The following is a 26,468-nucleotide window of genomic DNA, read 5'->3' as shown; positions in this document are numbered from 1 at the left end:
CACGTGCGGTGGTTACGGTCGCAGGCATGGCTGATTCCGTTCGTCCACAGGCACGTTCGCGACGCTGGCCGGCGTACGCGCTGGCGGTGCTCTTCCTCGGGTACGCCGCCGGCAAGGCCGTCTTCGCCCTGCAGGCCCGGCTCGGGTTTCCGGGTGGGCCGCCCGTGTCGGCGGCCGAGACCGCGGGCTACTTCATGGACGCGGCCGTGGGGCAGTGGCTGGCGAGCGCGTCCGGCCTGCTCGCGGCCTGTGTGGCCGTCGCCACGGTCACGGCGTCGGGGCGCAGAGTGCCGAGAGGTTTGATGGTGTTCGTCCTGGGCGTGCTGCTGCTGGCCGTGATCGGTGGTGGGGGGACCATGGCTTTGGACGCGTTCGTCGGGATCGGCGTGGGGTGGCAGTGGTACCACGGGGTTCTTGGGGCGGTCGCGATCGGGCTGTCCCTGGAGATGGTCAGGTCCTACGTGGTGAGGACCCGACGTGGCGTGGCGTGATGGGGCGCGGCTGGGTGCGTACGGGGCGGCGGTGTGCTCCGCGCTCTACGGAGCGATGAAGCTCGCGCAGGCGTTGGGGGCCGACGCGCTGGCCGACAAGGATCCGCTGCCACCTGAGCTGCGCGAGCGGCTGCTCGCCCGTGATCCGCTGTTCGTGACGAGCCACTGGGTGCTGGCGGGTGCCGCGGTGGCCGGGATCATCGTCGCGCTGGCCACCGTACGGCCCTGGGGTGCGGTCGTTCCGCGCCGGCTGCTGCTCGCGATGACATGGACGGTGGGGATCTTCATGATCGCCCGGGCAGTCGGGGTCGTGGGGTTCGGCTTCGTCGGGGACACGTTGCTGCTGACCGGGGTCCGCCCCGCACCGGCCGGGCAGGCGGCACTGGCTGGTGAACTGGCACGCTGGGATCTGCTGCTGTGGTCGCCGTTCTTCCTGCTGTGGGGCGCCTGCTGGATGGCGGCTGGGCGGGCGCGGAGCGCTCACCGCGAGGGCGCGCGCCATCGCTCCGGTCAATCGGGGGAATCGGGGCAATCGTAGTGAAGGAGATCGCCGGGCTGGCAGTCCAGCTCGCGGCAGAGCGCGGAGAGGGTGGAGAAGCGGATCGCCCGCGCACGACCGTTCTTCAGGATCGACAGGTTCACGATCGTCACACCGACCCGCTCGGCCAGCTCGGTCAGGGTGAGCCCGCGTTCGGCCAGCAGCTTGTCCAGGTGGACGGTGATGCGGTGGTCGTCTTCGGGTGGCATCAGACCAGACCCTGGAGGTCGGCGCGGAGCCTGCTGCCCTGGCGGAAGAACTCGGCCAGGGCCAGGACGCCGAACCCGACGAACATGGCCCAGCGGTAGTCCTCCGCGGCGTGCAGGTCCGTTCCCTGCAGCGGGGTGCCGGCGACCAGCGTACGAAGGACCCATTCGTCCACTCCTGGGATCGCGGCGACGCCGAGCACGAGAAAGCCGATCACGGCGAGCCTTCTGGCGTTTTTCGGCGTGAAGGGATCGCCCGTGTGGAAGCTGCGCATCAGCCGGAGGAGGAACACCGCGACGACACAGAGCAGCAGCGTCAGCAGCAGCTCGGGCAGGATCAGGAGGAAGCTCTGCCAAGGGGTCGGCTCGGTGATGGTCAGGGTGGCGTTGAAGGCGGGCCTGACGAGGCTGACGGTGCCCGGAGGGCTGCTGGTCAGGGGTGCCGGGTCGCCGGCCGTCGTGGCGTTCGCGTAGACGTCGGTGGAGACGTGACGCGTGCTGGTCCTGGACTCGCTGAAGATCGCGTAGAAGGCGCCCAGGAGCATGACCATGGCGAAACCCAGTCCCAGCCAGGCGCTCAGTTCGAGGATCCGGATGCTCGTCGGTGGTTTGGCCATGGCGGGGCTCCTACGCTCGTATATCGACCATCGATAACAACGATAAACGATAATTGCCGCTGATGTGGGCTATCGCGACGGCGGCCGAATATCATCGGCGCCCGCGGGGATGTCGCTAGGCATGGGGAATAGCGCGAGCCTTCTGACGCGGGCAGTCCAGGTCGTCGTACTCACTCTTCTGATCAGCCCGATCACCGTGGTCCTCGCCACCGGGCGGGCGGCGGCGGAGCCGTACGAGCGATCCCGCGCCGCGGCCCTGGCCGCCCGCCAACTGGCCCAGCTGAAGGTCGCCAGGCCCTTATCCATCCGCGGCTACAGCCGCAAGCGGTTCCAGCCCCTGTGGGGACACCACAAGGGGAAGTGCGACACCCGCGAGACGGTCCTGGCGCGGGACGGGCGGCACGTACGCAGGAACGCCGCCTGCCACCCGGTGAAGGGCACCTGGTACAGCCCGTACGACGGCAAGCGCCTCAAGAGCGAGAAGCTGGTGGACGTCGACCATGTCGTGCCACTGGCGTACGCCTGGCGTTCCGGCGCCAAGAGGTGGAGCCCGGCCCGGCGCCGCGCCTTCGCCAACGACCTCGTCCGCCCCGAACTGATCACCGTCAGCCACTCCGCCAACATCGCCAAGGGCGGCCAGGGCCCGCAGAGCTGGCGCCCGCCGCGCCGCGCCTACTGGTGCCGCTACGCGACCTCGTGGATCACGGTGAAGCACCACTACCGGCTGTTCGTGACGCGGAAGGAGAGGACCGCCCTGCTCAACATGCTCCGCACCTGCCGCACCTGACGGTCGCACCGGCCAGACCAGAAGCTCCCACGTTGTTACGATCCTCCGCATGCGCAGCGCGGACACGGCGGTCGACGGAGAGGACGTGCGTCGAATCGTCATGCTGGCCATCGACGCTCTGAGGGGCACGGACCCCCAGGCGTGGGACGCCAAGGCCGGCACCCTGGAGTGGACGTGCTGGGAGACGCTCGAACATCTGGCCGACGACCTGTTCACCTATGCCGCCAGGTTCGGGCCGGCGAAGCCGCCGATGTCCGCGTTGCTGCCGTTCCGGACGAGCAGCGACCGGACCGGCGGACCGGCGAACGTCTTCTTCGTCGACCGGGCCGCGGGCCCCGATGGCCTCATGGCCATCGTGGAGGCGTGTGCCGGCCTGCTCGCTTCCGTCCTGCGCACCGCGCCCTCGACCACCGTCGCCTACCACGTCTTCGGCCCGTCGGACCCGGCGGGCTTCGCCGCGATGGGCGTGGTCGAGACCCTCGTCCACACCCATGACGTCGCTCAGGGGCTGAACGTCGAGTGGTCACCGCCGAGGGAGCTGTGCGAGCGGGTGCTGAGGACGCTCTTTCCCCATGTCGCCATCGACGGTGACACCTGGGAGGTCCTGCTGTGGGCGACCGGCCGCGTCGCCCTTCCCGACCGCCCGCGACTCACCGAGTGGCGCTGGTACGGCACGCGGCGCGGATGACCGCCCGCCACGCGGCCCCACGAACGAACGCAACCCGCGAGCCCCCTTCGGGATAGAGAAGGTGTCCAGCACCCTCAACACGGAGGAAGCGCTCATGAAGGGACCCACCACCCCACGGCTACGGCGAGAGTGGTGAGTCGGCCCGCGGAGAAGCTCGACGACGCGGAAATCGTCGCCGCCTCCTTGGAGGACCCCGAGGCGTTCGGCGAACTGTTCCGCCGCCACGCGCCGCGACTTCACGCCTACCTCAAGCGCCGCCTCGGGCTCGCGCTCGCCGATGACGTCGTGGCGGAGGCGTTCGCCACCGCGTTCCGGCAGCGGGGGCGGTTCGACGGGCGGGCGGAGTTCGCCGCGTGGCTCTGGGGCATCGCCGGCAATCTGATCGCCAAGCACCACCGGCAGGAGACCCGGATGTACCGGGCGTTCGCCCGAACGGGCGTGGACCCCGCGGAGGACGGCGTCGCCGAGCTGGTCAGCGACCGGATGGCCGCCGCGGCGTACGGCCCTCGCCTGGCGAAGGCGCTCGCCTCACTGAGCTCCCAGGACCGCGACGCCGTTCTGCTGCTGGCCTGGGGCGAGCTGTCGTACGCCGAGATCGCGGCGATCCTGGAGCTGCCCCTCGGCACCGTCAAGGCCAAGATTCATCGGGCTCGGACGAAGCTCCGCAAAGCCCTACCCGGGGAGAACAACGATGGATGAGCTCGACGCGCTCCGGCAACTGCGGACGACCCTGGCCCGCGAGGAGACCCCCGAACGCCTCGCCCTGCGTACGAACTGGCGATCCGACCCCCCGCCCCGCATCCGCCGCACGCTCAGAATCTCCCTGGTGAGCGCGATCGCGACGGCCGCCCTGGTCGCGGGATCCATGGCCGCCGTCTCCCTGGCGCCGCCCGGCGACCGGCCGATCCGGCCGATCCGGCCGAGCGAGAGTCCGCCCGGCAACGCGCTGCTGGTGGCCGCCGCCAACGTACGGAAGGGTCCGCTCGGCGCGTACTGGCACACCACCCGTATCACCGGAAAGATCTACGCGGTCGGCGACAGCGCGGCGGACCACTACAAGGTCGAGTCGAGGATGCGGTACGACACGTGGACCGACCGCAGCGGCGCGGCCTGCCGCACCCACGAGGACCTGCCCGCCCGCCCGTGGACCGCCCACGACAGGCGGAAATGGCAGGAGGCGGGGTCCCCCATGAAGGTACGGGTCCCGACCCCGCAGGGGCGGGGCACCCTCTTCCTGGAAGCCGCGAACCGGGAGCCGGCCTGCCGCAGGGCCGCCGATCAACGATTCTTCGGCCTGACACCGCGGCAGCTCGCCGCCCTCCCCACCCAGCCGGAGCAGCTGGAGAACGCCCTGCTGAACCTCAAGGGCGACTGGGAGGCGTACGCCCCGAAGGTCACGAGGCAGCCGATCCGGGCCCTGCCGGAGGACAAGCGCGTCCGGGCCCTGAGCGACGTGGCCGGCACGCTGCTGGCCGGGGCACCCGTCCCGCCGGAGGTGCGGGCGGCCGCGTTCCGGATGCTCGCCACCCTGCCCGGCGTAAGGGTCGAGGGCAGGGCGGCCGATCCCTTGGGCCGCCCCGGAGTGGTGATATCCCTCCCGCTGGAGACCACCATCCCCCTCGGCCTCTCCACCGCCCCCGAGCAACTGGGCACCTACCGACGCCAGTGGATCATCAACCCCGACGACGGAACGCTGCTGGCCATGCGGGACCTCGTGGCCACCCCGCCCCGGGGCTCCCGGAGCCTCCCGCCGGGCGACGACGGCCGGCCCCGCCGCCTGACCGTGGGAAGCCAGCCGGACCGCTTCCACCAGCCTGGCGAGGTGTCGGAGTACGAGACGTACGAGATCACGGAGTGGACCGACACGGCACCGAACTGAACGGCGACGGCTTCGTACGGTGTCTGCTCGTTGATTTCGTGAAGGCGGCACGTCCTCGATCGTGACGGCGTAGGTCGCCGGTGGGGTGGTGACCTGGGGGAACGGCGGCGCTCCCGGGAAGTCCTCCGGGGCGGGCGCCCGGCCGCCGAAACGGTGAGAATTGCGCCGGCGGGCCCGGTGCTGGAAGAAGTAGCAGGCCACGGACACGGCGTGCAGGGGCGCCCACGGCTCCCGTGTTCCGGCGGGCCCGGCGCTGAGGCATGGACGCGCTCTCCCTGGCCCGGCTGGAGTTCGGGCTGACGACGAGCAGGCATTTCCTGTTCGTCGCCCTGACACTCGGTCTCGCGCCACTGATCGCGTTCCTGCAGACCGTCTGGGTCGTGCGGGGCGAGCCCCACTACGAACGGCTGACGAAGTTCTGGGGGGCAGATCTATCTCGTCAACTACGGCCTCGGCATCATCTCCGGGCTGTGCCGGGCAGTGGGCCGTTTTCGCCCTGCGATGAAGCCCACCGGCCGGGCCGTGGCGGGCGGCTAGCCTCGCAGCATGACCTGGGAGCCCACCGCAGCCGGCGTGCTGCGCCTGCCCTCGGGCCGCCTCGTCCGCGGCCGGGGCCTGAGACACCCGCTGCCGCCCGGCCCGCGACCCACCTTCGCCCTCTACCTCCTGGGCAAGCGCCCGTCGCAGGTCGAGTGGGAGCACCGGTGGGTGCGCTGGCCCGACTTCCGGCTCCCCACCGATCGCGAGGCGGCCGCCGAGGCCCTGCGCGAGGTGTGGGAGCGGGCCGCCTCCGAGCGCGTCGAGATCGCCTGCGGCGGCGGGCGCGGCCGCACCGGCACCGCCCTGGCCTGCCTGGCCGTGCTCGACGGGGTCCCGAACGACCAGGCGGTGGCCTACGTGCGCGAGCACTACGCGAAACAGGCGGTCGAGACCCCGTGGCAGCGCCGCTACGTCACCCGATTCCCACCGACCACGAACAGCCTGTGACCGGCTACTCGACCGTCCGTAAGATCTTCTCGATCGCCGCCGCCCGGGAGCGCAGCTCCGCCAGGTCGGCGGCCACCCGCTGCTGGGCGTCCATCGTGTTCTCGGCCAGCTGCTCGAACCGTTGCACGAGGCGGCGCAGGTCGTCGGCCTGGTCGGCCTGGAGCCTGGCCTTGCGGGCGTCGAACATGCCCACGACGAACAGGCTGATCAGGAACGTGACCAGGATCAGCACGCCGAGGTAGAAGATCACCTCGGGCCAGGACAGTGCCATCAGGAGCCCTCCTCCGGGTCCGGTCTGGTGAGTGTCTTGGCCGCCTCGGCCAGCGCCGGCGCGGTCAGGTGCAGACTGAAGTCGGTGACCTCGTAATACTTCATGGCCTTGCCGTCGTTCGACAGCTCCAGGCTGCCGGTGATCAGACCGGCGGCCTCCAGCCGGCGCAGGTGCATGTGCAGCAGCGGGCGGCTCACCCCGATCACGCGGGCCAGGTGGCTCACGTAGTCGCGCCCCTCGGCCAGCTCAGCGATGATGCGCAGCCGCAGCGGGTTGGCCAGCGCCGCCAGCATCTCGACCAGGGCGTCGCCCGTCGGCCCGGCCTCGGTCATGGCATCCCGTCACGTGTCAGCGCTGCTGTACACGTGAAACCGTAGCAGCGGGCGCCGATGATCGACCATCTGCGCGGGCGGCCCGGAACGGCGTCCGGGCGCCGAGCGTCAGCCCCACCGCCAGGCACACCAGCGGGATCGCCGGGATCACGTACCGCACGTCGAAGGCCGCCAGGAACGGCGGCGAGACGACCAGCGCGAGCGCGGCGACCCCGGGCAGCAGCGCGTCCCACCGTCGTCGGACCAGCGCGGCCACCAGCGTCCCGCCCAGGGCCAGCATGAGCAGCGGGAACGGCACGTACCCGAACCGCTGGTACGCCCGCAGCCACCCGGCGAACGGCTCCACCACCCGCGTGGCCGCCGGACCCCCCTCGTACGACTCAGCCACGCCCCGCACCGACTCGCTCAGCGGCCGCTCGGCGGAGGGAAGCTTGTACGGCGTCTTCTCGTCCACGGCCGTACGCTCCCAGCGCAGCAACTGCTTGAGATCGGTCGCGACCGCCCCCAGGTAGTCACCCGGCTGCGCGAGGATCGCCGCCCTGGCGAACTCCCCGGCGAGCTGGTTGCGGTTGGCCGTCCCGGGCACCTTGAGCAGCGGCGAGAAGCTCTCCCACAACCAGTACGGCGGATAGGGCCGCTGCTCGACCGGCATGTTCGGGCACAGCACGGCCAGCCGCTCGGGCGGCTTGATCACCGCGCAGTCGGCGAAGCTCATGGTCCTGGACCACAGGAAGTTCCCGTCGGCCTCGGTGAGGCCGAACTTGTCCTTCTCCACCTTCATCCAGGTGGCGTACGCGCCCAGCGGGATCGCCCCGGCCACCAGCAGCGCCACCAGCGGACGCCAGCCGTACCGCCTGATCAGCAGGTACGCGGCCGTCAGGAGCAACAGCGGCAGGCCGACCGTCCTGGTGATCCCGGCCAGGCCGAGCAGCAACCCGCCCACGGCGGCCGTCGTGGGCGTGACCCGCCAGACGATCAGCGCGATCGCGACCGTGATGAGCGCGACGAAGATCGCGTCCGCCATGATCATGTGTTCGAGGAGCACGAGGAACTCGTCGTACAGCAGCGGCGTCACCAGCAGCGCGGCGCCCCAGCCGGGCAGGCCGCGGCGGCGCAGCAGCGCGTACACCGCCACCGCGAGCGCCAGTCCCAGCAGGTGCTGCAGGACGGTCACCAGGGTGAGGCTGTGCGCGGGCCGCAGCAGGGCCAGGAGCAGGGAGTATCCCGAGGGCCGTGTCGTCCCGGGCGTCAGCTCCTCGCGCAGGAAGGCGAAGGAGTCGCCGTAGAACAGCAGCGCCGGAGGGAAGCCCAGGACGGCGAGCACGCGCAGCCCGATCGCGGGCAACATGGCGATGACCAGGGCGCGATGGGACAAGACAGATCCGCTTCCTCGTGTGTCGGAGCCCCCACCCTACGGAACCCCCACAGTACGGGCCCCCACAATAGTGGACAGAACCCGCCGATCGGCCGGCGCCGTTGCCGCCCGGAGAGCCTTGTCGCGGACATTACCGAATGACATTCTGGAATTGAGTATGGTGCCGCGCAATCCTCCGGAGGGATGCATGACCGTCGCCGACCGTCCCAGCATCGACAAGGACGCCCTTCGCCGGAAATATCGCGAAGAGCGCGACAAGCGGCTTCGACCGGACGGCAACGACCAGTACCTCCGCCTCACCGGCCGCTTCGCCCACTACCTCGACGACCCGTACACCCCCGTCACCGAACGCGCCCCGAAGACCGACCACGTGACGGTCGCGTTCATCGGCGGCGGCTTCGCCGGGCTCGTCACCGGCGCCCGCCTGAGGGAGGCCGGGATCGAGGACGTGCGCATCGTGGAGAAGGGCGGCGACTTCGGCGGCACCTGGTACTGGAACCGCTACCCGGGCGCGCAGTGCGACACGGCCTCGCTCGTGTACATGCCGCTGCTCGAGGAGACCGGCCACATGCCGACCGAGAAGTACGCGCACGCCCCCGAGATCCTCGAGCACTGCCGCCGCATCGGCAAGCACTTCGGCCTGTACGACAACGCGCTGTTCCACACCGAGGTGGTCGACCTGACCTGGGACGAGACGCGCTCACGCTGGACCCTGCGGACCAACCGCGGCGACGCGTTCACCGCCCAGTTCGTCGCCATGGGCATCGGCCCCCTCCACGTGCCCAAACTCCCCGGAATCCCGGGCATCGAGGACTTCCGCGGCCACTCGTTCCACACGAGCCGCTGGGACTACGCCTACACGGGCGGCGACCCCTCGGGTGCGCCCATGGACCGGCTGGCCGGCAAGCGGGTGGCCGTCATCGGCACGGGCGCGACGAGCGTGCAGTGCGTGCCGCACCTGGCGCGGGCCTGCGAGGAGCTGTACGTCTTCCAGCGCACCCCGTCGAGCGTGGACGTGCGGGACAACCGGCCGATCGACCCCGGCTGGTTCGCCACGATCGCGACGCCGGGCTGGCAGCAGCGCTGGCTGGAGAACTTCACGGCCAACCAGACCGGCGGCCCGGCCGACGAGGACCTGGTCATGGACGGCTGGACCGACATCTCCCGCCGCTTCCGCAGCAGGATCGGGGCGATCCCGCCCGAGGAGCTGACCCAGGAGAACATGCTGGCCGCGTTCGAGGACGCGGACTTCGAGAAGATGGAGGAGATCCGCGCCCGCGTGGACGCCGTCGTCGCCGACCCGGAGACCGCGCGGGGGCTGAAGGCCTGGTACCGCCAGCTCTGCAAGCGGCCCTGCTTCCACGACGAATACCTCCAGGCGTTCAACGTCCCCGGCACCCACCTGGTCGACACCGACGGCAAGGGCGTCGAGCGGATCACGGAGAAGGGCGTGGTGGCGGCGGGCCGGGAGTACGAGGTCGACTGCGTCATCTACGCCTCGGGCTTCGAGGTCGGCACCCACTACACCCGCCGCGCCGGCTACGACATGACCGGGCGCGGCGGGGTCCGGCTGTCGGACCACTGGGCGGAGGGCATGCGCACGCTGCACGGCATCCACGTGCACGGCTTCCCGAACGCCTTCCTCGTACAGCCGACGCAGGGTGCCAACCTCATCTCCAACATCCCGCACAACCTGACGGAGGCGGGCAGGACCATCGCCACGACGGTCAGGCATGCCCTCGACCACGGCTACGCGGTGGTCGAGGCCACGGCGGAGGCCGAGGAGTCCTGGGTGCAGCTGATCCTGTCGGGGGCCGGCCGGCTCCTGGGCTCCCCGGACTGCACGCCCGGCTACTACAACAACGAGGGACAGGAGCTGGGCAGGCAGGGGCAACTCTTCGTCGGCCACCCGCACGGGGCGATGGCGTACTTCGCCTTCATCGACCGGTGGCGCGCCTCGGGCGCGTTCGAGGGCCTCGAGTTCAGGCCCTAGCGGAGCCGGCCCCGGCTAGTACCTTCGTCCAGCATGAGCTACGACCTGTATTTCGCGCGCCGCGAGCCCGGCCAGTCCTGGGACGCGGCGCTGGAGGCGATCGACGAGCGGGAGGAGCCCCTGCCGCCCGACCTCGCCGCCTGGGACAAGATCGTCACCCGGACCCGCGAGCTGCTCGGCGAGGTGCGCATCGTGGAGTACCCGCCGAACTGGGAGCTCGATCACGAGGCGACCGGCATCTCGGTGAACCACTGGGAGGGCGACTGGGAGATGAGCGTTCCCTACTGGACCCATGGCGACGAGGCGCGCCGGGTCCTCGGGCTGCTGTACGAGGTGGCGTCCGTGGTGGAGCGCGAGTCCGGGCTCGAGTGCTTCGACCCGCAGCTCGGGATGCCGGTGTCGGAGGTCACGGACCCGGGGCGGGCGGTGGCGATGTTCGACGCCGTGGCGGACCGGTTCGGGCGGCGGGGGAGCGTGGAGGCAGGTATCTGAACGATCGGTCGTTCATGTAGACTCCGGGGCATGGCGGAGAGCAGAGAGGACGGCCGGCGCGAGCGCGGCCGGCGCAGCCGGGAGGCGATACTCGCGCAGGCGGTGTCGCTGGCCTCGGTGGACGGGCTCGACGGGCTCACCCTGGGCAGGCTGGCGGCCGCCGTTGGGGTGAGCAAGTCCGGATTTTTCGCCCATTGGCGGGATAAGGAGCAGCTCCAGCTCGACGCCGTCGAATGGGCCGCCCGCCAGTGGGTGGACGAGATCGTCAAGCCCGCGCTGCTGACACCCCCGGGCGTGGGCCGCGTCCTGGCCCTCCACGAGGCCCGCCTGCGCTTCTACGAGGCGAAGGTCCTGCCCGGCGGCTGCTTCTTCTTCGTGGCCCAGGTCGAGTTCGACGACCGCCCCGGGCCCGTGCGCGAGCGCGTCGCCAGAGCGCTGACCGACTGGCTCGGCCTGGTCGAGCGGGTCGTGCGCGAGGCGGTGGAGCTGGGCGAGCTGCCGGCTGACACCGACACGGCGCAGCTCGCGTACGAGATCGACGCGCTCGGCGAGGCCTCGATCACCCACTCGCGCCTGCTGGGCGGCGACAGCGGCACCTACGACCGGGCCCGTCGCGCCGTGCTGCGGCGGCTGCGGGCCCTGACCACCGACCCCACGCTCCTCCCGGAGGGCTGAACGTTGCCGGAAACCCGTCCCGCCCAGGTCCACTTCGACGACCTCGACGCCATGGGCCTGCTGCACAACTCGCGCTACGCCCTGCTCGTCGAGCGCGCGATCTCGGCCTTCTGGGCCGAGCAGGGCTGGAACTTCGACCCGGCGGTCTCCCGCTTCAAGGACGTCTACCTCGCCGTACGCGAGTTCAAGATCACCTATAACGCGCCCATCGTGGGGGCGGGCGAGGTCCTGGTGGACTTCTGGATGGACCGCATGGGCCGCACCAGCGGCGTCTACGGCTTCCGCGTCCTGTCCCCGGACCGCTCGGTCGTGCACGCCGAGGGCTACCGCGTGAACGTCAACCTCGACCCCGCCACCTTCCGCCCGGCGCCGTTCAGCTCGGAGCTGCGCGCCGCGGCCGAGCCCCTCCTGCTGCCCGCCGCCATCGGTTGAAAGCCTGACCCCGGCGTTCGACAAACATATCCGCGGGGTGTGCATTTCGTGCGCGCGGCGATCCGGCGGGGTAAAACCGAGAATGTGACTAATGGAAGCCGGAAAGCTGCGCGCGAAGTCGACGGCCGCCTTTATGTACGGTTCCAGGTCCGCTATTACGGACGGCTGGGCGTGCCGGTGGGCATCTTCGCCGCCTGCCATCACCTCCGCCACGGCGGCCGCCTCACCCCGGAGGACGACGAGTTGTTCACGGAGGTGGACGACTGGTTCCTCGCCCATTTGCCATATCCACCCTTTTATGCCGATGGAAACACCGTCCGCGCGGTCCCGTGGTTCAAGCCGAACGCGACCGACCTCATCGCCGCCCTGGCCCCCCTGGAGGACCTCCTCCATCGTTATGCCGTGCCGTACGACGTCGTACGCTCGCCCGACCCCGGGACGATCATCTACGAGGACGAATTCCAGATAGGCGTCCTGCCCTACGCCAGAATGGCCGGAGAAACCCGCATTAATTCCCCGGCCGGCGGGGGAAACGGCCGGCTGGATTCGCGTTACGCGCCGTACGAATGAGCGGCCGCCTCCGAGCGGCACCACCGTGAAACCTACACCCAGCACTAGTGCCCGCCCCTGTCACCAGCGGATACGGTCACAATGTGCTCAACAGGACCGCGCTGGAAGCCCTTACTCAGCGACCCATTCCGTTCCTCGCCTCGGCCTGGCCGTGGCGCAGCGCGGCGTACCTGATGTCCAGCGTCGTCCCGGGCGTGGCCGCCGGGCTCACGGCCGCGGCCGCCGTCAGCGGCACGCTCGTCTCCCCGGCGCTGGGCATCGCGGCGGGGCTGGCCGCCCTGGCCCTGCTCATCCCGCTCATCGCCCCCTTCGAACGCCTCCGGCTCCGCCTCGTCGACGTCGCCCCCCTCCCCACGGCGCCGGACCGGCGCAGGCGGGACGCCGGGCTGGCGATCATGACTGTGCTGGCGATGTGGTGGATCGACCTGGTCATGCTGGCGTTCACCATCGGCGGCCCGCTGGTGCTGGCCCTGTCCCCGATCCTGCAGCCCAGCGTGGCACCGCTGATCGGGGTCCTCGCCTTCGTCGCCGGACTCCTGCTGTTCCCCGTCGCCGCGTACACGATCACCGCCTGGGGCGGTGCCAGAGGGGCCATGGTGCGGGCGATGCTGGCCCCGCAGAGCACCCAGCTCAACGAGGTGCTGCGGTCGCGGGCGCGGCTGGTGGACGCGTTCGAGATGGAGCGCCGCAGGATCGAGCGCGACTTGCACGACGGCGCCCAGCAGCGGCTGGTCGCCCTGTCGATGACGCTCGGCCTGGCCAGGCTGGACCTGCCCGGCGACTCCGAGACGGGCCGGCTCATCGGGCAGGCCCATGACGAGGCCAAGCAGGCGCTGGCCGAGCTGCGCGAGCTGATCAGGGGCGTGCACTCCCAGGTGCTCACCGACCGGGGGCTGGCGGCGGCGGTCCACGACGTGGCGGGGCGCTCGCCCGTGCCCGTCGACGTGCGGATCGACCTGCCGGGGCGCCTGCCCGCCCCGGTCGAGGTGACCGCCTACTACGTCGTCAGCGAGGCCCTCACCAACCTGACCAAGCACAGCCGGGCCGGCCGCGGCCTGGTCACCGGCCGGGTCGAGCGCGGCACGCTGGTCGTCGAGGTACGCGACGACGGCATCGGCGGTGCCGATCCGGGCAAGGGGACGGGGCTGACCGGACTGGCGGACCGGCTGGCCGTGGTCGGCGGGAGACTGTCACTGTCCAGCCCGGCCGGCGGCCCGACCCTCCTCCGGGTGGAGATTCCCGGCACATGACCAGGATGGAGATGAAGAGCCCGTGCGCGTGGTGATCGCCGAGGACGCCGTCCTCCTCCGTGAGGGCCTGGTGGGGCTGCTCGAACGTTTCGGCCAAACCGTCGTCGCCTCCGTGGGCGACGCGCCGGCGCTGATCGAGGCCGTCGCCGAGCACCGCCCGGAGGCCGTGGTGACCGACGTGCGGATGCCGCCGGGCTTCTCCGACGAGGGGCTGCGGGCCGCCCTGGAGCTGCGGGCGCGGCACCCGGAGCTGGCGGTGCTGGTGCTCAGCCAGTACGTGGAGCAGACGTACGCGGCGGAGCTGCTCGAGTCGGGCGCCGGCGCCGGCATCGGCTACCTGCTCAAGGACCGCATCGGCGACATACGCGAGTTCGTGGACGCCCTCGACCGCGTGGCCGCCGGCGGCACGGTGGTGGACCCGGAGGTGGTGCGCCAGCTCCTGAGGCGGCGGCGCGACCCGCTGGGCCGGCTCACCCCGCGCGAGCAGGAGGTGCTCGGCCTGATCGCCGAGGGACGGTCGAACGCGTCGATCGCCAAGGAGCTGTTCGTCACGGAGGCGGCCGTGGCCAAGCACATCGCCAACATCTTCACCAAGCTCGACCTCCCGCCCGCGGCCGACGGGCACCGGCGGGTCCTGGCGGTGCTGACGTACTTAAGGGATTGATCACGACAAAAGTAGGCCGGAAAAGTAAAGTCGAGTGGCATGAACGAGCAGTGGCAGGAGGTCGGCGACCGGGTCTACGTGCGGCGGCACCAGTCGTTCGACCTGAACACGGGACTGGTCGTGGGCGACGGGCACTGCCTGGTGCTCGACACGCGCGGCTCTCACAGGGAGGCGGCGGACCTGATCGCGGCGATCCGGAAGGTCACCGCCTACCCGTGGACGGTCGTCAACAGCCACTCCCACTTCGACCACTACTTCGGCAACGCGCTCTTCCGCCCCGCCGAGATCTGGGCCCACGCCAGGTGCGCCGAGGAGATCGAGACGTACGGCGAGGAGCACCGCGCCGGCCTGATCGAGCACCGGCCGGAGCGGCGCGAGGAGCTGGAGGAGGTGACGATCGTGCCGCCGGACCAGACGTTCACGGCCGCGGCCGGCCTGGACATCGGCGGCCGCATCGTGCACCTGCGGCACTTCGGGCTCGGGCACAGCAGCAACGACATCGTCGCGCACGTGCCGGACGCGGGCGTGGTGTTCGCCGGGGACCTGGTGGAGGAGGGGGCGCCGCCGGCGTTCGGTGACTCGTACCCGCTGGACTGGCCCGCCACCGTCGCCGGCATGCTGGCGGAGATGCCCGAGCCGGTGATCGTGCCGGGGCACGGCGCGGTCGTGGACCGGGCGTACGCGCAGGCGCAGCACGCCGAGCTGGCGCTCGTGGCCGACCTCGCCAAGCGGGCCCACGTGGAGGGGCTGCGCGACGTGATCAGGCACTTCCCCTACCCCGAGGACGTCTCCCGACAGGCCATCGCCCGCGCCTTCATGCAACTCGACGCCTGACCCCACGGCCCGTCCCTCTCGCCCGCCCGCTCCCCGGAACCCGCCCGCTCCCCGGAACCCGCTCGCTCCCCGGAACCCGCCCGCTTCCCCGGACTCGCGCGTTCCCCTCGCCCCTCCTCCCATTCGCTCGACAGACTCGGCGCGCCCGCGTTATAGTGCATTTTGCAATATAGAGGGAGGCGCTATGGCGAGACGCCACGACCTGGTCGGCCTGACCGTGCTGGCCCTGCTCAGCGTCCGTCCCAGCCACCCCTACGAGCTGCACCGATTCATCGTCGACACGCACAAGGACTACATCACCGGCCTGCCCCGCAGCCTCTACCACGCGGTCGAGCGACTGGCCAAGGACGAGCTGATCGCCCCCGCCGGCACCGGCCGCGAGGGCCGCAGGCCCGAGCGCACCGTCTACGAGATCACCGGCGAGGGCCGCGAGGAGCTGCGCACCCGCCTGCGGCAGCTCCTGGAGAAGCCCGATCCCGACCGGCGCGCGTTCGTCGCGGCGGTCTCGCTCATCGGCTGCCTGCCGCTCGCGGAGGCGCAACGCGCGCTCCGGGCCCGCGCGGCCACCATCGAGGGCCTGCTGGCCGGGATGGAGGCCCACCTCCGCGCCGTGGCCGACAGCGGCCTGCCCGCGATCCTCACGCTGGAGGTCGAGATCGAGCGGGCGCTCTACACGGCCGAGCTGAAGTGGATCAAGGACCTGTTCGACCGCCTCGACAAGGGCGAGCTCGACTGGGAGACCACGATCGAGATGTAGGAGAAGAAACGGCCGCCAGGGTGCGCCAACACCCCGGCGGCCGGAAATCCGAACAAGGCGCCTGCCCTGCCCGAACTCGCATTCACAGGATAGGCGCCGCGACAGAGGGAGCAGTGCCATGTCCACAGAGATCGTCCGCCTGCTCGGGCGGATGGCCGAGACCTGGAACGCCGGCGACGCCGCGGGCTACGCCGGCCTGTTCACGGCGGACGCCGACTACATCACGTTCTTCGGCCTGCACCTGCGGGGCAGGCAGGCCATCGAGGAGACCCACCGGGAGCTGTTCAGGACCCCGATCAAGCTCACCGGGGGCGGTGGCGAGCCGGTGATCAGGCCGCTCACGGAGGACGTCGCCCTGGTGATCTCGGGCGGCTCCTCGTCGGTGGACGGCCGGCCCGATCCTGGCCGGGATTCGATGATCACGCTGACCGCGCTGCGCACGCCCGAGGGCTGGCGCTTCGCCTCCTTCCAGAACACCCGGGTGAGCCGGCCATGAGGAAGACGCTCATCACCGAGGTCGCCGGCGTGGTCGAGGCGCCCGTGGAGCAGGTGTGGCGGATCCTGCTCGGCGACCGCCCGGAGCACGAGACGAAGGTCGAGCTCGGCGAGCACACCGTCGCCTACCAGGGCGGCTGGTGGTACCGCGGCGAGTGGTCGGTCGCCCCCGACCCGGAGGGCACGCGCGTGGTGCACCGGGTCTACAACGTGGCCGAGTGGATGCGCTGGGGTGTTCCGCTGGCCAACCGGTTCTTCATCGGGTTCGACGAGCGCACGCGCACGGCGTTCGCCGACGGCCTGGCCCGCATCGGAACCCGGCTGGGGTGCCCGGCCCGGCTGGCCTGACCGGGGCCTAACCGCCGTGCAGGGGGAACCGCGCGACGAAGCCGGAGCCGTCGTACACGAGTGACCCCTCGTGCAGGAGCGCGATGTCACGCGCGATCGGCAACCCGAGCCCGGCCCCGCCCGCATCCCTGGCCCGGGCCTCGTCCAGCCTGGTGAAGCGGTCGAACACGGCCTCCCGCTGCTCGGGCGGGATGCCGGGGCCGTCGTCGCGCACCTCCAGCACCGCCCGGTCCGCCTCGGCGGCCACCCGCACCCGTACGGTCGAGGCGGCGTGCCGCACGGCGTTGTCGGCCAGGTTCGTCACCAGGCGGTCGAGGTGCGCGCTCGAGCCCTTCATCACCACGTCGGGCTCGACCTCCAGCTCCACCCGCACCTCCGGCCGCCGCCTGGCCCGCAGCGACGCCTCGGCCGCCACCTGGCCCAGGTCCAGCTCCTTCGCGCGCAGCGGCTCGCCCGCGTCCAGCTTGGCCAGCAGGAGGAGGTCGGCGGCCAGGGACTGCAGGCGTTCGACGTCGGCCAGGGCCTCCTTGGTGAGCTCGCTGGGCTCGGCCAGCTCCAGCCGGGCGCGCAGGGTCGCGATGGGGCTGCGCAGCTCGTGCGCGGCGTCGGCGACGAACCTCTTGTGCCGCTCCACGGCCGTCTCCAGCCGGTCGAGCGTGCCGTTCACGGTGGTCGCCAGCGCGGCGATCTCGTCCTTCGAGCGTGGTACGGGCACCCGCTGGTTCAGGTCGCGGGCCGTGATGTCGGCGACCTTGGCCCGGATCGCCGCCACGGGGTTGAGCGCGCGGCCCACGGAGAACCACGTCATCCCGGCCACCACGGCCAGCAGGGTCGGCACACCGGGCAGCAGCATGCCGTACAACGTGTGCAGCGCCTGCTCCGCGCCCTCCAGCGAGGCCCGCCCCCACACCATGGCGGGCCCGGCGGCGGTGGCCACCTTGACCCCGGCGACGGCGTACTCGCCCGGCTGGGCCCACTCCGCGGTCGAAGCCACCTTCTCCCCGGTCAGCAGGACGTCCTTGTCGACGAACCGCGCCACCGTCCCGTCGACCAGGTACACCTGCCCGTTGACCTTCTCCAGCCTCTCGGCCGGAGCCATCTCCCCGGGGGGCAGGGCCCTCGTCGGCTCCGTGCCGAAGGGCCCCATCTGCAGCGTCTTCGCGTACGGTGCCGCCTCCGAGGCCTTCTTGGCCGCCTCGGCGTCGGCGCTGCTCACCAGGCTGCTGCGCAGCACCACCACCAGCACCAGCGCCGCCACTCCCAGGGCGAGGGCCACCACGAGCGTGGCCGCCGCGGTCGCCCGCAGCCGCACGGAGGAGAGCCCCGTCGCCGGCGCGGGCAGCCGCAGCGAGGCGAGCCCCGCCGGCATCCGCGGCCGGATCACGCTGCCTCCAGCCGGTACCCGGCCCCGCGGACCGTCATGAGCGTCGTCCTCCCGAAGGGCAGGTCGATCTTGCGGCGCAGGGCGCTGATGTAGACCTCGACGATGTTCGGGTCGCCGTCGTAGGAGAAGTCCCACGCCTGCGCCAGCAGCTCGCTCTTGGAGACCACCTCACCGGGCCGGCGCGCCAGCGCGTGCAGCACCGCGAACTCCTTCGGCGTCAGCCCGATGTCCACCTCGCCCCTGCGGCAGCGCAGCCCGGCCGGATCGATCACGAGGTCGCCCACGTTGATCGACACCGGCCGCTCCCGCCCGCCCCGCCGCACCAGCGCGCGCAGCCTGGCCAGCAGCACCACGTACGAGAACGGCTTGGCCAGGTAGTCGTCGGCCCCGTTGTCCAGCGCCTCGGCCTCGTCGTAGATGCCGTCCTTGGCCGTGAGCATCATGATCGGCGTCCAGTCGCCCGCCTCGCGCAGCCTGGAGCAGACGGCGTACCCGTTCATCCTGGGCAGCATCACGTCCAGGACGATCACGTCGTAGGCGTTCTCGGTGGCCATCCACAGCCCGTCGCGCCCGTCGTGGGCCACGTCCACCGCGAAGCCCTCGCCCGCCAGCCCGCCCTTGACCAGGTCGGCCAGCCGCTCCTCGTCCTCCACCAATAAGACTCGCACGCTGTCCAGAGTGCCTCAGCGGACCTAAAGCCAACCTGAAGATCATTTAGGGCCTCTTCAGGGTCGCTTCAGGTAGCACGCGCCAGGCTCGGGGCGTTCGATCGCACCCCATTGAGGAGAATCCATGTTCAAGCGTCGTCTCGCGGTGCTCGGCGCCGTCGCCGTGCTCGCCATCACCGGCCTGGCCGGCTCGGCCATGGCAGACGAGCCCGCTCCCACGGCCGGCTCGAAGGTGGTCTGCACGACCAGCGACGGCACGACCATCGAGCTCACGGAGGCGTTGCCGGCCAAGAAGGGCATCGTGACCAAGCGCGAGGGAAAGGTGATCGTCGCGCCGGACGGCACTCCCTCCGAGGCGGTCAAGGTCGAGGATCTCCCTGAGGGCGTGGAGCCGGGTGAGATCAAGAAGCACGTGCTCGAGCCGGGGGACAAGGCGGAGGCGGTGCCCGCCCTGCCCGCTCTGCCCGCCGAGCCGGGGGACATGGTCCAGTTCGGCGACGGCCAGGCCCCGCCGGAGGGCACGGCCAAGACCGTCAAGATCACCTGCAAGAAGCCGGAGTAGTCACCCGGTGAACGACGGGTGCGGCCCCAGGGCCCAGTACTCGTAGAGCCCGTGGCCCACGAGCCCGTCGTACTCGAAGCGCCCGACGGCGTCCACCAGGCCCCACATCCTGGCGGCGTCGTCGGGCAGCCGGTACGTCACGCCCTGCACGACGGGCCCCTCACCCTGGTACATCCCGTGGCGCCACTCCTGCTCCAGCCCGTAGCCGGTGCCGACCATGAGATGCACCGGCAGCAGCGGCGTACAGCGCACGTCGAACGGCTTCCCGCCGGGCGGCGCGAACGTGATCGTGGCCTCGACGACGTCGCGGGTGCCGGGGGCGTAGACCGGGCGGTACTCCGGTCTGCCGAGGTATTCCTCCTCCCGGCCGTCGGACCACACGCGGACGGCCTCCTCCAGCATCCGCCGGCCCCGCTCGTCCTCCTGGATGATGCAGAGGATGGCGTGGTCGTCGAACCGCATGGGCGTGTAGAGCCAGTAGAACGTGCCGGAGTTCTTGGCCTGGATGCCGGGCGGCTCGGGCTCGCCGACGGGCCTGATGCCCCAGCTGCGGTCTCTGGTGCCCATCCAGCGATCGGGGGTGACCGGTATGTCCTCATCACCGATCCTGATATTTCCGGACCACTGCCCAGTCTGCGCCAGGCGTACGGAGTCGAACACCACCCGCTCCTGCCACCGCAGGAAGTGCCGGGGCTCCAGCACGGCCGGGATCGTGCCCTCCCACAGGAGGTCGAAGGACAGGCCGTGCTCGTTCGGCTCCAGGACCACCCTGAGCCGCTTGAGCCCTTCGACGACCTCGACGCGGAAGGGGCCGACCCGGGTGTCCATCCGGTCGGCGCCCAGCTCGCGGGAGGCCCGTACGACGCGGTGCACATCCGGCGTGCGCAGGCAGGCGAAGGCGTCGGTGACGCCGAGGTTGGGGTACTGGCCGAGGCCGACGATCAGCATGAGCTCGTCGGAGGCGGCGTGGCAGTTGAAGTAGTAGCGGTCGTAGAAGTTGCGGTCGCCGGTGGTCACGTGCCGCATGACCTGCGCGGCCTGGTGCACGGGATAGTCGTCGAGGGGTGACAGCGCCATGCCCCGGGTTGTAGCAAGCGCTTGGTCTTACGTCAACAGTCCCCCGGAGACGGCGAAGCGCGCCCCCGTTCCGGTACGAGGGCGCGCTTCCCGGCGGAATCACGACATCTTGCGAGACGCTTCATCCGCTCTGTTCGACACGTTGGCCGCCATTCGGTCCGCGGACTCCGAAGTCCTGTCCGCCTTCTCATTGACCCAACGTGAGGCATCGGAGGCGGAGTCCTTCATGTGCTCGGTCCACTGCTGTGCGTTGCGGCGGTAGAACATGTAACCGATCGTCCCCACCGCGAGGCCGGTCAGCAGCATGAACATCGGCCACCGCCTCGACCGTGACGGCGTGGGATCGATCTTCCTGGCGGCCGTGGTCAGCATCGAGCTGACCCGCGGTGCCACCTGGTCCTCGAACCCGTGCGCCGCGGACTCCAGCCGCGGCGCCGCCCAGTAGCGGGCGTCTTCGATGCGCTGGGCGGCGACCACTTTGGCCTGGTCCGCCATCGGCGCCATGCGTTGGCCGGTGTGTACGGCCCGGGCCTTCACTCGGCCCATCCACGTGGCGGGTATTTCTATGACCACGCGGCGTCTTCTCAGTGTCAGGGACACGACAACCTCCCCTGTCGTTGGGGCCCCGAGCCTGACCTTCCCTGGACAAGGCGGCTCAATCATGGCCGTCCATGGGAGGATGGCTCGGAAGGCCCTTAGGGCCATAGTCCACAAAACATCACAGAACCAACCCTGTGCATAGAGGGGGGCAGCTGTCTCGTGGCTGAGAAGCTGATCGCAAACCTGCAGACCAACCGCGGCAATATCAAGGTAGAGCTCTTTCCCACCAAGGCGCCGAAAACGGTACGGAACTTCGTCGAGCTGGCTGAAGGCTCCCGCGAATGGACGCACCCGGGCACCGGCGAGAAGAGCACCGGCCGCTACTACGACGGCACGATCTTCCACCGGGTCATCTCCGGTTTCATGATTCAGGGCGGTGACCCGCTGGGCCAGGGCATCGGCGGCCCGGGCTACGAGTTCGACGACGAGATCCACCCGGACCTCTACTTCAACCGGCCCTACCTGCTGGCCATGGCCAACGCGGGCATCCGCTTCGGCAAGGGCACCAACGGCTCGCAGTTCTTCATCACGGTCGTGCCGACGCCGCACCTCAACGGCAAGCACTCCATCTTCGGCGAGGTCATCGAGGGCCAGGACGTCGTCGACGCCATCGCCAAGACCCGTACCGACCGCCGCGACCGGCCGGCCGAGGACGTCGTCCTGGAGTCGGTCACCATCGACCGCGTCCCCGCCTGACCCCGGCGGAGCCGGCCCCCCGCCGTACCCCCTCCTGACGGGGCACGGCGGGGTGCGGAGGCCCGCGGCGGCCGGCGGTGGAGAGGCCACGCGGCATGCCCGCACAAGCCATAGGCTTTCGGTCATGACCAGCCAGCCGCCGCCGCCCCCGCAGCCCGAGCAGCCCGCTGAGGCGGTGCCCACGTGCTACCGGCACCCCGACAGGGAGACCTGGGTCCGCTGCCAGCGTTGTGAGCGTCCCATCTGCCCCGACTGCATGCGTGACGCGGCGGTCGGCTTCCAGTGCCCCGAGTGCGTGGCCGCGGGCAACAAGGGCATCCGCCAGGCCAGGTCCACGTTCGGCGGCAACGTCGTACGCACGCCGATCGTCACCTACGCCATCCTGGTCATCAACGTCCTGGTCTTCGGCGGCCAATATCTCAGCGACGCGATCGTCGGCCAGCTCGCCATGTGGCCCGCCGGCGTGGCCCTGGGCGACCAGTACTACCGCCTGATCAGCGCGGCCTTCGTGCACGGCGGAGTTTTCCACATCCTGTTCAACTGCTGGGCGCTCTATGTGATCGGCCCCTACCTGGAGCGCGCCTTCGGCCACGTCCGCTACACCGCGCTCTACCTGATCAGCGCGCTCGGCGGCTCGGTGCTGGGTCTCTGGCTCGACCCGCTCACCCAGCCCACCGTCGGCGCCTCCGGGGCCATCTTCGGGCTCTTCGGCGCGGTGTTCGTGGTGGGCCGCAGGCTCAACTTCGACGTGCGCGGCATCGCCGTGCTCATCGTGATCAACCTGGCGATCACGTTCCTGGTCCCGGGCATCAGCTGGACCGGGCACATCGGCGGGCTGATCACCGGATCGCTGCTCGCGGGCGCGCTGGCCTACGCCCCCAAGAACAACCGGACCCTCTGGCAGGTGCTGGTGATCGCGGGAGCGCTGGCGGTGCTGGCCGTGCTCGTGATGGTCAGAGTTTCGGCCATCCTGAGCGCGGCCTAGCTTCCCCAGGCTGTGGAAAAGACTGTGGAAAGAACTAACGCCAGCGGGTGGAAAGAACCACACCGAAGATGATGAAAACAAACCCGATCAGCAGGTTCCAGTTCTGGAGGTCGCTGAAGAACGGCGCCTGCGGTGCGACGTAGTAGATCGCGATCCACAGGATGCCGACGATCCATGCGACGACCATCGTGGGTGCCAGCCAGCGCGGGCTGACCTTGACCTGCTGAGATCTCTGCGGCGGGGTGTAAACCGCCTTCTTGCGAGCCTTGGACTTGGGCACTGGGTAACTCCTGCTGAGGGCCTGGGCATCCGGATCGTCCACAGGCTCTTCGTTAAGCGTAGTTGAAGCGTGCCCCAGGATAGTCGCCACGCGCACGACATGGCGATCCCCAGGGGCCCTATCGTGGCCGAATACGCTGATCGGATGCGGGCCACGCTCCGGGCCGTGGGGGAGACCAGCATCACCGCGGGCCTGATCCTCATGCTGTTCTGCGCCTACCTGCTCTGGGGCACCGGCGCCTACACCGAGAGCCGGCAACTGCTGCTCCAGCGCGAGCTGGCCGCGAAAGACCGGGGCCGCCTCGACCGGATCGAGCCCGGCCAGGCCCTCGCCCTGCTGCGCATCCCCGAGCTCGGCCCCGACTACCGGTACGCGGTGATCGAGGGCGTCGGCGCCGCGCAGCTCAGGAAGGGCCCGGGCCACTACCCCGACAGCGCCATGCCGGGCCAGGTCGGCAACTTCGTCCTGTCGGGGCACCGCACCACGTACGCGGCCCCGTTCAACGAGCTCGACGAGCTCGAACCCGACGACGAGATCGTCGTGGAGGCCCGCGAGGCGCGCTACACCTACCGCGTGACGTCCCAGGACATCGTGCGGCCCGACGAGGTCGACGTGCTCGCCCCCGTGCCCGGCAAGCCCGGTCTCCGTCCCGTCCGCGCCCACATCACGCTGTCCACCTGCCACCCCGAATACTCCGCCGCCGAGCGGCTCATCGTGCACGGCGTCCTCCAGCGGAGCGAACCCCGCGAGGAGTGACATGTACGCCTGGCTCTGGCGCAAGCTCCCCGGCCGCCCGCTCATCCGGGCCCTGACGGCCGCCGTGCTGGTCGCCGTGGCGGTGGCCGTACTCTGGTATGTCGTGTTCCCGTTCCTGGAGCCCCTGGTGACGCTGGACGAGGTGACGGTGAGGAAATGAGCCGCGTGCTCGTCGTGGACAACCACGACAGCTTCGTGCACACCATCGTGCAATACCTGCGCGAGCTGGGCGCCGAGTGCGACGTGCGGCCGCGCGACGACGTACGCGTCCACGACGCCGACGGCTTCGACGGCGTCCTCATCAGCCCCGGCCCCGGCACACCCGAGGCGGCCGGCGTGAGCGTCCCCCTGGTCCACCACGCGGCCGTGAGCAACCGGCCGCTGCTCGGCGTCTGCCTGGGCCACCAGGCCATCGCCATCGCCTACGGCGCCACCGTGGCCCGCGCGCCCGAGCTCTTCCACGGGCAGACCAGCGCCATCTCCCACGACGGCAGGGGCGTCTTCGAGGACCTGCCCTCACCCGTGCTGATGACCCGCTACCACTCCCTGGCCGTGCTGCCCGAGACCGTGCCCCAGGTGCTCGACGTGACCGCCCGCACGGACGACGGCGTCATCATGGGCCTGCGGCACCGCGTGGCGCCCATCGAGGGCATCCAGTTCCACCCCGAGTCCGTGCTGTCCGAGCACGGCCACCGGCTGCTGCGGAATTGGCTGCGCGAAATCTTGTAACAAACGTCTCGCGTAGAGCGACGTACAAGTGAGCGTCCCCGCCGTTGCCCCCGAGCGGCGGGGGCGTTCTTTGTTTTCCGCAGGTCTTCCCTCAGCAGCACGGAGAAGGGCCGCCCCGGAGGGCGGCCCTTCCGCGCGTGCGGGACGTGCCGGGCTCAGCCGCCCACGCCGCCACCGAGGCCGTCATCACCGATCGGGTTGTCCTCGGTCGGCTCGTCCGACGGGAAGTCGTCGGTCGGCTCGTCCGTCGGGACGTCCTCGGTCGGGAAGTCGGTGTTGGCGGGTGGCGCCGTGTCCTCGGGGCCGGTGGACACCACGATCGTGACCGTCGTGTTCGCCGGGTATTTGGTGCCCTCGCCCGGGTTCTGCTGGACGACCGTGCCCTCGGGCTCGTTGCTGGACTGCTCGGAGACCTTGACCTTGAAGCCGGCGGACTTGAGCTGGGCGGTGGCGTCCTCCACGGTCAGGCCGATCACGCTGGGCACCTCACCCAGCTCCTTCGGGATGAAGAGGGTGACCGTGCCGCCCTTCTCGACCTCAGCGCCGGCCTTGGGCTCGGTGGCGATGACCGTGCCCTGCGGCCTGCTGGAGTTTCTGGTCTTGATGACGCCGCGCAGCTCGTTCTCCTCCAGGAGCTTGGTGGCCTCCTCCTGGGACAGGCCGACCAGCCCGTCAGGAACCTTGATCTTCTCCGTGCCCTTGGAGACGACCAGCTTGACCGTCGACTCCTTGTCGACCTTGGTGTTCTCGGCGGGCTCCGTCTTGATCACGGCGCCCTTCTCGATGTCGGAGCTGAACTCCTGCACCACCTGCACGTTGAGCCCGAGCCCCTTGAGCTGGTCCTCGGCGTACTGCCGCTCCTGCGAGGCGAGGGACGGGATCGTCACCTGCGTGTCGGTCGGCGTGTCCTTGCCGCCGAAGACCATGTAGCCGACCGTGATGAAGCCACCGATGATCAGCAGCGGGATGATGACCCACAACGCGGTCTTGACGGCGTTGTTGCCGCCGCCTCCCGCCCGGCGCCGGCCCCCGCGGCCACCACCGCCGTCACCGTCGCCGTAGTCGTAAGGCGGGATCGCGCCCGTGCGCTGCGTGGCCGGGCCGGCGGCCGACTGGGTCGCGGTCATCATGCGCGTGCCCTGGCCCATGTTGCCGGACATCGCCATCGTCTGCGCGTCGGTCGGCATGCCGGACATCGCCCGCTGGATGTCGGCCCGCATCTCGCTCGCGTTCTGGTAGCGGTGCGCCGGGTCCTTGGCCATGGCCTTGAGCACGATCGCGTCGGCCCACGGCGGGATGTCGCGGTCGATCTGCGACGGCGGGATGGGCTCCTCGCGCACGTGCTGGTAGGCGATCGCGACCGGGGAGTCGCCGGTGAACGGCGGCTGGCCGGTGAGCAGCTCGTACAGCACGCAGCCGGTGGAGTAGATGTCGCTGCGCGCGTCGACCCGCTCGCCCCGCGCCTGCTCGGGCGACAGGTATTGGGCGGTGCCGATCACCTGCGCCGTCTGCGTCATCGTGGCCGCCGAGTCGGCCATCGCGCGCGCGATGCCGAAGTCCATCACCTTGACGTCGCCCGCCCGCGTGATCATCACGTTGGCCGGCTTGATGTCACGGTGCACGATGCCGCCGCGGTGGCTGTAGTCGAGCGCCCGCAGGATCCCGTCCACCAGCTCCACCGCGCGCTCGGGCAGCAGCCGCCGGTCCTGGCGCAGCAGGTCGCGCAGCGTCCTGCCGTCGACGAACTCCATCACGATGTACGGCACGGGGGTGCCGTCGGTGGCATCCTCGCCGGTGTCGTAGACCGCGACGACGGCCGGGTGGTTCAGGGAGGCCGCCGACTGCGCCTCACGGCGGAACCGGGCCTGGAAGGTGTGGTCACGCGCCAGGTCGGAGCGGAGGGTCTTGATCGCGACTATGCGGTCCAGCCGGATGTCTCGGGCGCGATACACCTCGGCCATGCCGCCGCGCCCGACGACACCGTCGAGCTCGTAACGACCTCCGAGTAGCCGAGGCTGAGTCATTTCCTGCACTGTCCCTTACCGTTCAT

Annotated in this window: 35 protein-coding genes and 1 pseudogene; 25 read left to right on the top strand and 11 right to left on the bottom strand. The window is 70.5% G+C overall.

Annotated features, from left to right (window positions below):
* Window positions 1–26 precede the first annotated feature (26 nt).
* Together ACBJ59_RS12900 and ACBJ59_RS12895 are read left to right on the top strand one after the other, a co-directional pair.
* A complete protein-coding gene (locus ACBJ59_RS12900) occupies window positions 27–491 on the top strand; it encodes a hypothetical protein (protein WP_375110392.1) in 465 nt (154 codons plus the stop codon).
* Window positions 478–1,029, top strand: coding sequence for a DUF3995 domain-containing protein (locus ACBJ59_RS12895; protein WP_375110391.1), 552 nt, complete (start codon window positions 478–480; stop codon window positions 1,027–1,029). The genes ACBJ59_RS12900 and ACBJ59_RS12895 overlap by 14 nt, the downstream gene beginning before the upstream one ends.
* Here ACBJ59_RS12895 and ACBJ59_RS12890 read toward each other — a convergent pair.
* On the bottom strand, window positions 1,002–1,238 hold the full coding sequence (locus tag ACBJ59_RS12890) for a helix-turn-helix domain-containing protein (RefSeq protein WP_375110390.1): 237 nt from the start codon (window positions 1,236–1,238) through the stop codon (window positions 1,002–1,004). The genes ACBJ59_RS12895 and ACBJ59_RS12890 overlap by 28 nt on opposite strands.
* A complete protein-coding gene (locus ACBJ59_RS12885) occupies window positions 1,238–1,852 on the bottom strand; it encodes a DUF2975 domain-containing protein (RefSeq protein WP_375110389.1) in 615 nt (204 codons plus the stop codon). The genes ACBJ59_RS12890 and ACBJ59_RS12885 overlap by 1 nt, the downstream gene beginning before the upstream one ends.
* Before the next feature lie 121 nt (window positions 1,853–1,973).
* On the opposite strand from ACBJ59_RS12885, the gene ACBJ59_RS12880 reads away from it, so the two are divergent.
* The 6 genes and pseudogenes from ACBJ59_RS12880 (at window position 1,974) to ACBJ59_RS12855 (ending at window position 6,193) form a co-directional block, all read left to right on the top strand.
* Window positions 1,974–2,639 carry an HNH endonuclease family protein gene (locus tag ACBJ59_RS12880; RefSeq protein ID WP_375110388.1) on the top strand — a complete coding sequence of 222 codons (666 nt, stop codon included), beginning with the start codon at window positions 1,974–1,976 and terminating at the stop codon, window positions 2,637–2,639.
* A gap of 49 nt (window positions 2,640–2,688) precedes the next feature.
* Window positions 2,689–3,327 carry a maleylpyruvate isomerase N-terminal domain-containing protein gene (locus ACBJ59_RS12875; protein WP_375110387.1) on the top strand — a complete coding sequence of 213 codons (639 nt, stop codon included), beginning with the start codon at window positions 2,689–2,691 and terminating at the stop codon, window positions 3,325–3,327.
* Between the two features lie 132 nt (window positions 3,328–3,459).
* The gene (locus ACBJ59_RS12870) at window positions 3,460–4,026 is read left to right on the top strand and encodes an RNA polymerase sigma factor (protein WP_375110386.1); all 567 of its coding nucleotides are present in this window, start codon (window positions 3,460–3,462) and stop codon (window positions 4,024–4,026) included.
* A complete protein-coding gene (locus ACBJ59_RS12865) occupies window positions 4,019–5,206 on the top strand; it encodes a CU044_5270 family protein (protein WP_375110385.1) in 1,188 nt (395 codons plus the stop codon). The genes ACBJ59_RS12870 and ACBJ59_RS12865 overlap by 8 nt, the downstream gene beginning before the upstream one ends.
* Before the next feature lie 260 nt (window positions 5,207–5,466).
* Window positions 5,467–5,571, top strand: a pseudogene (locus ACBJ59_RS12860) (cytochrome ubiquinol oxidase subunit I); the annotation flags it as partial.
* Window positions 5,572–5,752: 181 nt separating this feature from the next.
* The gene (locus ACBJ59_RS12855; RefSeq protein WP_375110384.1) at window positions 5,753–6,193 is read left to right on the top strand and encodes a protein-tyrosine phosphatase family protein; all 441 of its coding nucleotides are present in this window, start codon (window positions 5,753–5,755) and stop codon (window positions 6,191–6,193) included.
* 4 nt (window positions 6,194–6,197) lie between these two features.
* On the opposite strand, the gene ACBJ59_RS12850 is transcribed toward ACBJ59_RS12855, so the two are convergent.
* Genes ACBJ59_RS12850 through ACBJ59_RS12840 form a run of 3 tightly spaced genes read right to left on the bottom strand, consistent with a single transcriptional unit; the run spans window position 6,198 to window position 8,171 of the window.
* The gene (locus ACBJ59_RS12850; protein WP_375110383.1) at window positions 6,198–6,464 is read right to left on the bottom strand and encodes a hypothetical protein; all 267 of its coding nucleotides are present in this window, start codon (window positions 6,462–6,464) and stop codon (window positions 6,198–6,200) included.
* Entirely contained in the window at window positions 6,464–6,796 is a 333-nt protein-coding gene (locus tag ACBJ59_RS12845; RefSeq protein ID WP_375110382.1) for an ArsR/SmtB family transcription factor, read from the bottom strand. Before ACBJ59_RS12845 ends, ACBJ59_RS12850 begins: the two co-directional genes overlap by 1 nt.
* 16 nt (window positions 6,797–6,812) lie before the next feature.
* Entirely contained in the window at window positions 6,813–8,171 is a 1,359-nt protein-coding gene (locus ACBJ59_RS12840; RefSeq protein ID WP_375110381.1) for a hypothetical protein, read from the bottom strand.
* A 187-nt stretch (window positions 8,172–8,358) separates the two neighbouring features.
* On the opposite strand from ACBJ59_RS12840, the gene ACBJ59_RS12835 reads away from it, so the two are divergent.
* From ACBJ59_RS12835 to ACBJ59_RS12785, 11 genes are all read left to right on the top strand, one after another.
* The gene (locus tag ACBJ59_RS12835; RefSeq protein ID WP_375110380.1) at window positions 8,359–10,164 is read left to right on the top strand and encodes a flavin-containing monooxygenase; all 1,806 of its coding nucleotides are present in this window, start codon (window positions 8,359–8,361) and stop codon (window positions 10,162–10,164) included.
* Window positions 10,165–10,197: 33 nt separating this feature from the next.
* Window positions 10,198–10,656 carry a hypothetical protein gene (locus ACBJ59_RS12830; protein ID WP_375110379.1) on the top strand — a complete coding sequence of 153 codons (459 nt, stop codon included), beginning with the start codon at window positions 10,198–10,200 and terminating at the stop codon, window positions 10,654–10,656.
* A gap of 30 nt (window positions 10,657–10,686) precedes the next feature.
* Complete coding sequence (locus tag ACBJ59_RS12825; protein WP_375110378.1) at window positions 10,687–11,331, top strand: TetR/AcrR family transcriptional regulator; 645 nt, start codon at window positions 10,687–10,689, stop codon at window positions 11,329–11,331.
* A 3-nt stretch (window positions 11,332–11,334) separates the two neighbouring features.
* Window positions 11,335–11,763: an acyl-CoA thioesterase gene (locus ACBJ59_RS12820; RefSeq protein ID WP_375110377.1), complete on the top strand. Its 429-nt coding sequence runs from the start codon at window positions 11,335–11,337 to the stop codon at window positions 11,761–11,763.
* A 39-nt stretch (window positions 11,764–11,802) separates the two neighbouring features.
* Window positions 11,803–12,333, top strand: coding sequence for a hypothetical protein (locus tag ACBJ59_RS12815; RefSeq protein ID WP_375110376.1), 531 nt, complete (start codon window positions 11,803–11,805; stop codon window positions 12,331–12,333).
* A gap of 83 nt (window positions 12,334–12,416) precedes the next feature.
* A complete protein-coding gene (locus ACBJ59_RS12810; RefSeq protein ID WP_375110375.1) occupies window positions 12,417–13,583 on the top strand; it encodes a sensor histidine kinase in 1,167 nt (388 codons plus the stop codon).
* A 22-nt stretch (window positions 13,584–13,605) separates the two neighbouring features.
* Complete coding sequence (locus tag ACBJ59_RS12805) at window positions 13,606–14,247, top strand: response regulator (RefSeq protein ID WP_375110374.1); 642 nt, start codon at window positions 13,606–13,608, stop codon at window positions 14,245–14,247.
* Window positions 14,248–14,286: 39 nt separating this feature from the next.
* A complete protein-coding gene (locus ACBJ59_RS12800) occupies window positions 14,287–15,081 on the top strand; it encodes an MBL fold metallo-hydrolase (RefSeq protein ID WP_375110373.1) in 795 nt (264 codons plus the stop codon).
* Between the two features lie 184 nt (window positions 15,082–15,265).
* Entirely contained in the window at window positions 15,266–15,838 is a 573-nt protein-coding gene (locus tag ACBJ59_RS12795) for a PadR family transcriptional regulator (RefSeq protein WP_375110372.1), read from the top strand.
* Between the two features lie 118 nt (window positions 15,839–15,956).
* Window positions 15,957–16,334 carry an SgcJ/EcaC family oxidoreductase gene (locus ACBJ59_RS12790; protein ID WP_375110371.1) on the top strand — a complete coding sequence of 126 codons (378 nt, stop codon included), beginning with the start codon at window positions 15,957–15,959 and terminating at the stop codon, window positions 16,332–16,334.
* The gene (locus ACBJ59_RS12785) at window positions 16,331–16,681 is read left to right on the top strand and encodes a hypothetical protein (RefSeq protein ID WP_375110370.1); all 351 of its coding nucleotides are present in this window, start codon (window positions 16,331–16,333) and stop codon (window positions 16,679–16,681) included. The genes ACBJ59_RS12790 and ACBJ59_RS12785 overlap by 4 nt, the downstream gene beginning before the upstream one ends.
* A gap of 7 nt (window positions 16,682–16,688) precedes the next feature.
* On the opposite strand, the gene ACBJ59_RS12780 is transcribed toward ACBJ59_RS12785, so the two are convergent.
* Together ACBJ59_RS12780 and ACBJ59_RS12775 are read right to left on the bottom strand one after the other, a co-directional pair.
* Complete coding sequence (locus ACBJ59_RS12780; protein ID WP_375110369.1) at window positions 16,689–18,065, bottom strand: sensor histidine kinase; 1,377 nt, start codon at window positions 18,063–18,065, stop codon at window positions 16,689–16,691.
* Complete coding sequence (locus ACBJ59_RS12775) at window positions 18,062–18,733, bottom strand: response regulator transcription factor (protein ID WP_364111413.1); 672 nt, start codon at window positions 18,731–18,733, stop codon at window positions 18,062–18,064. The genes ACBJ59_RS12780 and ACBJ59_RS12775 overlap by 4 nt, the downstream gene beginning before the upstream one ends.
* A 124-nt stretch (window positions 18,734–18,857) precedes the next feature.
* Here ACBJ59_RS12775 and ACBJ59_RS12770 point away from each other — a divergent pair, with 124 nt between their 5' ends.
* Window positions 18,858–19,295 (top strand): hypothetical protein, encoded by a 438-nt coding sequence (locus tag ACBJ59_RS12770; RefSeq protein ID WP_375110368.1) that lies wholly within the window; start codon window positions 18,858–18,860, stop codon window positions 19,293–19,295.
* On the opposite strand, the gene ACBJ59_RS12765 is transcribed toward ACBJ59_RS12770, so the two are convergent.
* Window positions 19,296–20,372, bottom strand: a complete 1,077-nt coding sequence (locus tag ACBJ59_RS12765; RefSeq protein ID WP_375110367.1) for a hypothetical protein — start codon at window positions 20,370–20,372, stop codon at window positions 19,296–19,298.
* Window positions 20,373–20,471: 99 nt separating this feature from the next.
* Entirely contained in the window at window positions 20,472–20,909 is a 438-nt protein-coding gene (locus tag ACBJ59_RS12760; protein WP_375110366.1) for a YtxH domain-containing protein, read from the bottom strand.
* Between the two features lie 222 nt (window positions 20,910–21,131).
* Between ACBJ59_RS12760 and ACBJ59_RS12755 the strand changes: the two genes are divergently transcribed.
* Both ACBJ59_RS12755 and ACBJ59_RS12750 read left to right on the top strand, forming a co-directional pair.
* Window positions 21,132–21,668, top strand: coding sequence for a peptidylprolyl isomerase (locus ACBJ59_RS12755; protein ID WP_375110365.1), 537 nt, complete (start codon window positions 21,132–21,134; stop codon window positions 21,666–21,668).
* Window positions 21,669–21,792: 124 nt separating this feature from the next.
* Window positions 21,793–22,653, top strand: a complete 861-nt coding sequence (locus ACBJ59_RS12750) for a rhomboid family intramembrane serine protease (protein ID WP_375110364.1) — start codon at window positions 21,793–21,795, stop codon at window positions 22,651–22,653.
* Window positions 22,654–22,687: 34 nt separating this feature from the next.
* Here ACBJ59_RS12750 and ACBJ59_RS12745 read toward each other — a convergent pair whose 3' ends face one another.
* Window positions 22,688–22,933, bottom strand: coding sequence for a cell division protein CrgA (locus ACBJ59_RS12745; RefSeq protein WP_364111401.1), 246 nt, complete (start codon window positions 22,931–22,933; stop codon window positions 22,688–22,690).
* A 144-nt stretch (window positions 22,934–23,077) separates the two neighbouring features.
* On the opposite strand from ACBJ59_RS12745, the gene ACBJ59_RS12740 reads away from it, so the two are divergent.
* From ACBJ59_RS12740 to ACBJ59_RS12730, 3 genes are read left to right on the top strand one after another with little or no spacing between them, the layout of a single operon-like run.
* Window positions 23,078–23,689 carry a class E sortase gene (locus tag ACBJ59_RS12740; protein ID WP_375110363.1) on the top strand — a complete coding sequence of 204 codons (612 nt, stop codon included), beginning with the start codon at window positions 23,078–23,080 and terminating at the stop codon, window positions 23,687–23,689.
* A gap of 1 nt (window position 23,690) precedes the next feature.
* Window positions 23,691–23,849, top strand: coding sequence for a hypothetical protein (locus ACBJ59_RS12735; RefSeq protein WP_375110362.1), 159 nt, complete (start codon window positions 23,691–23,693; stop codon window positions 23,847–23,849).
* Window positions 23,846–24,418, top strand: a complete 573-nt coding sequence (locus ACBJ59_RS12730) for an anthranilate synthase component II (protein ID WP_375110361.1) — start codon at window positions 23,846–23,848, stop codon at window positions 24,416–24,418. Before ACBJ59_RS12735 ends, ACBJ59_RS12730 begins: the two co-directional genes overlap by 4 nt.
* Before the next feature lie 155 nt (window positions 24,419–24,573).
* On the opposite strand, the gene pknB is transcribed toward ACBJ59_RS12730, so the two are convergent.
* On the bottom strand, window positions 24,574–26,442 hold the full coding sequence (pknB, locus tag ACBJ59_RS12725) for a Stk1 family PASTA domain-containing Ser/Thr kinase (protein ID WP_375110360.1): 1,869 nt from the start codon (window positions 26,440–26,442) through the stop codon (window positions 24,574–24,576).
* Window positions 26,443–26,468: the final 26 nt, after the last annotated feature.

Source organism: Nonomuraea sp. MTCD27 (assembly GCF_041950495.1).
Taxonomy (GTDB): domain Bacteria; phylum Actinomycetota; class Actinomycetes; order Streptosporangiales; family Streptosporangiaceae; genus Nonomuraea.
Note: the sequence above shows the minus strand (reverse complement) of the source record. Positions and strands in the feature narration are given on the sequence as shown.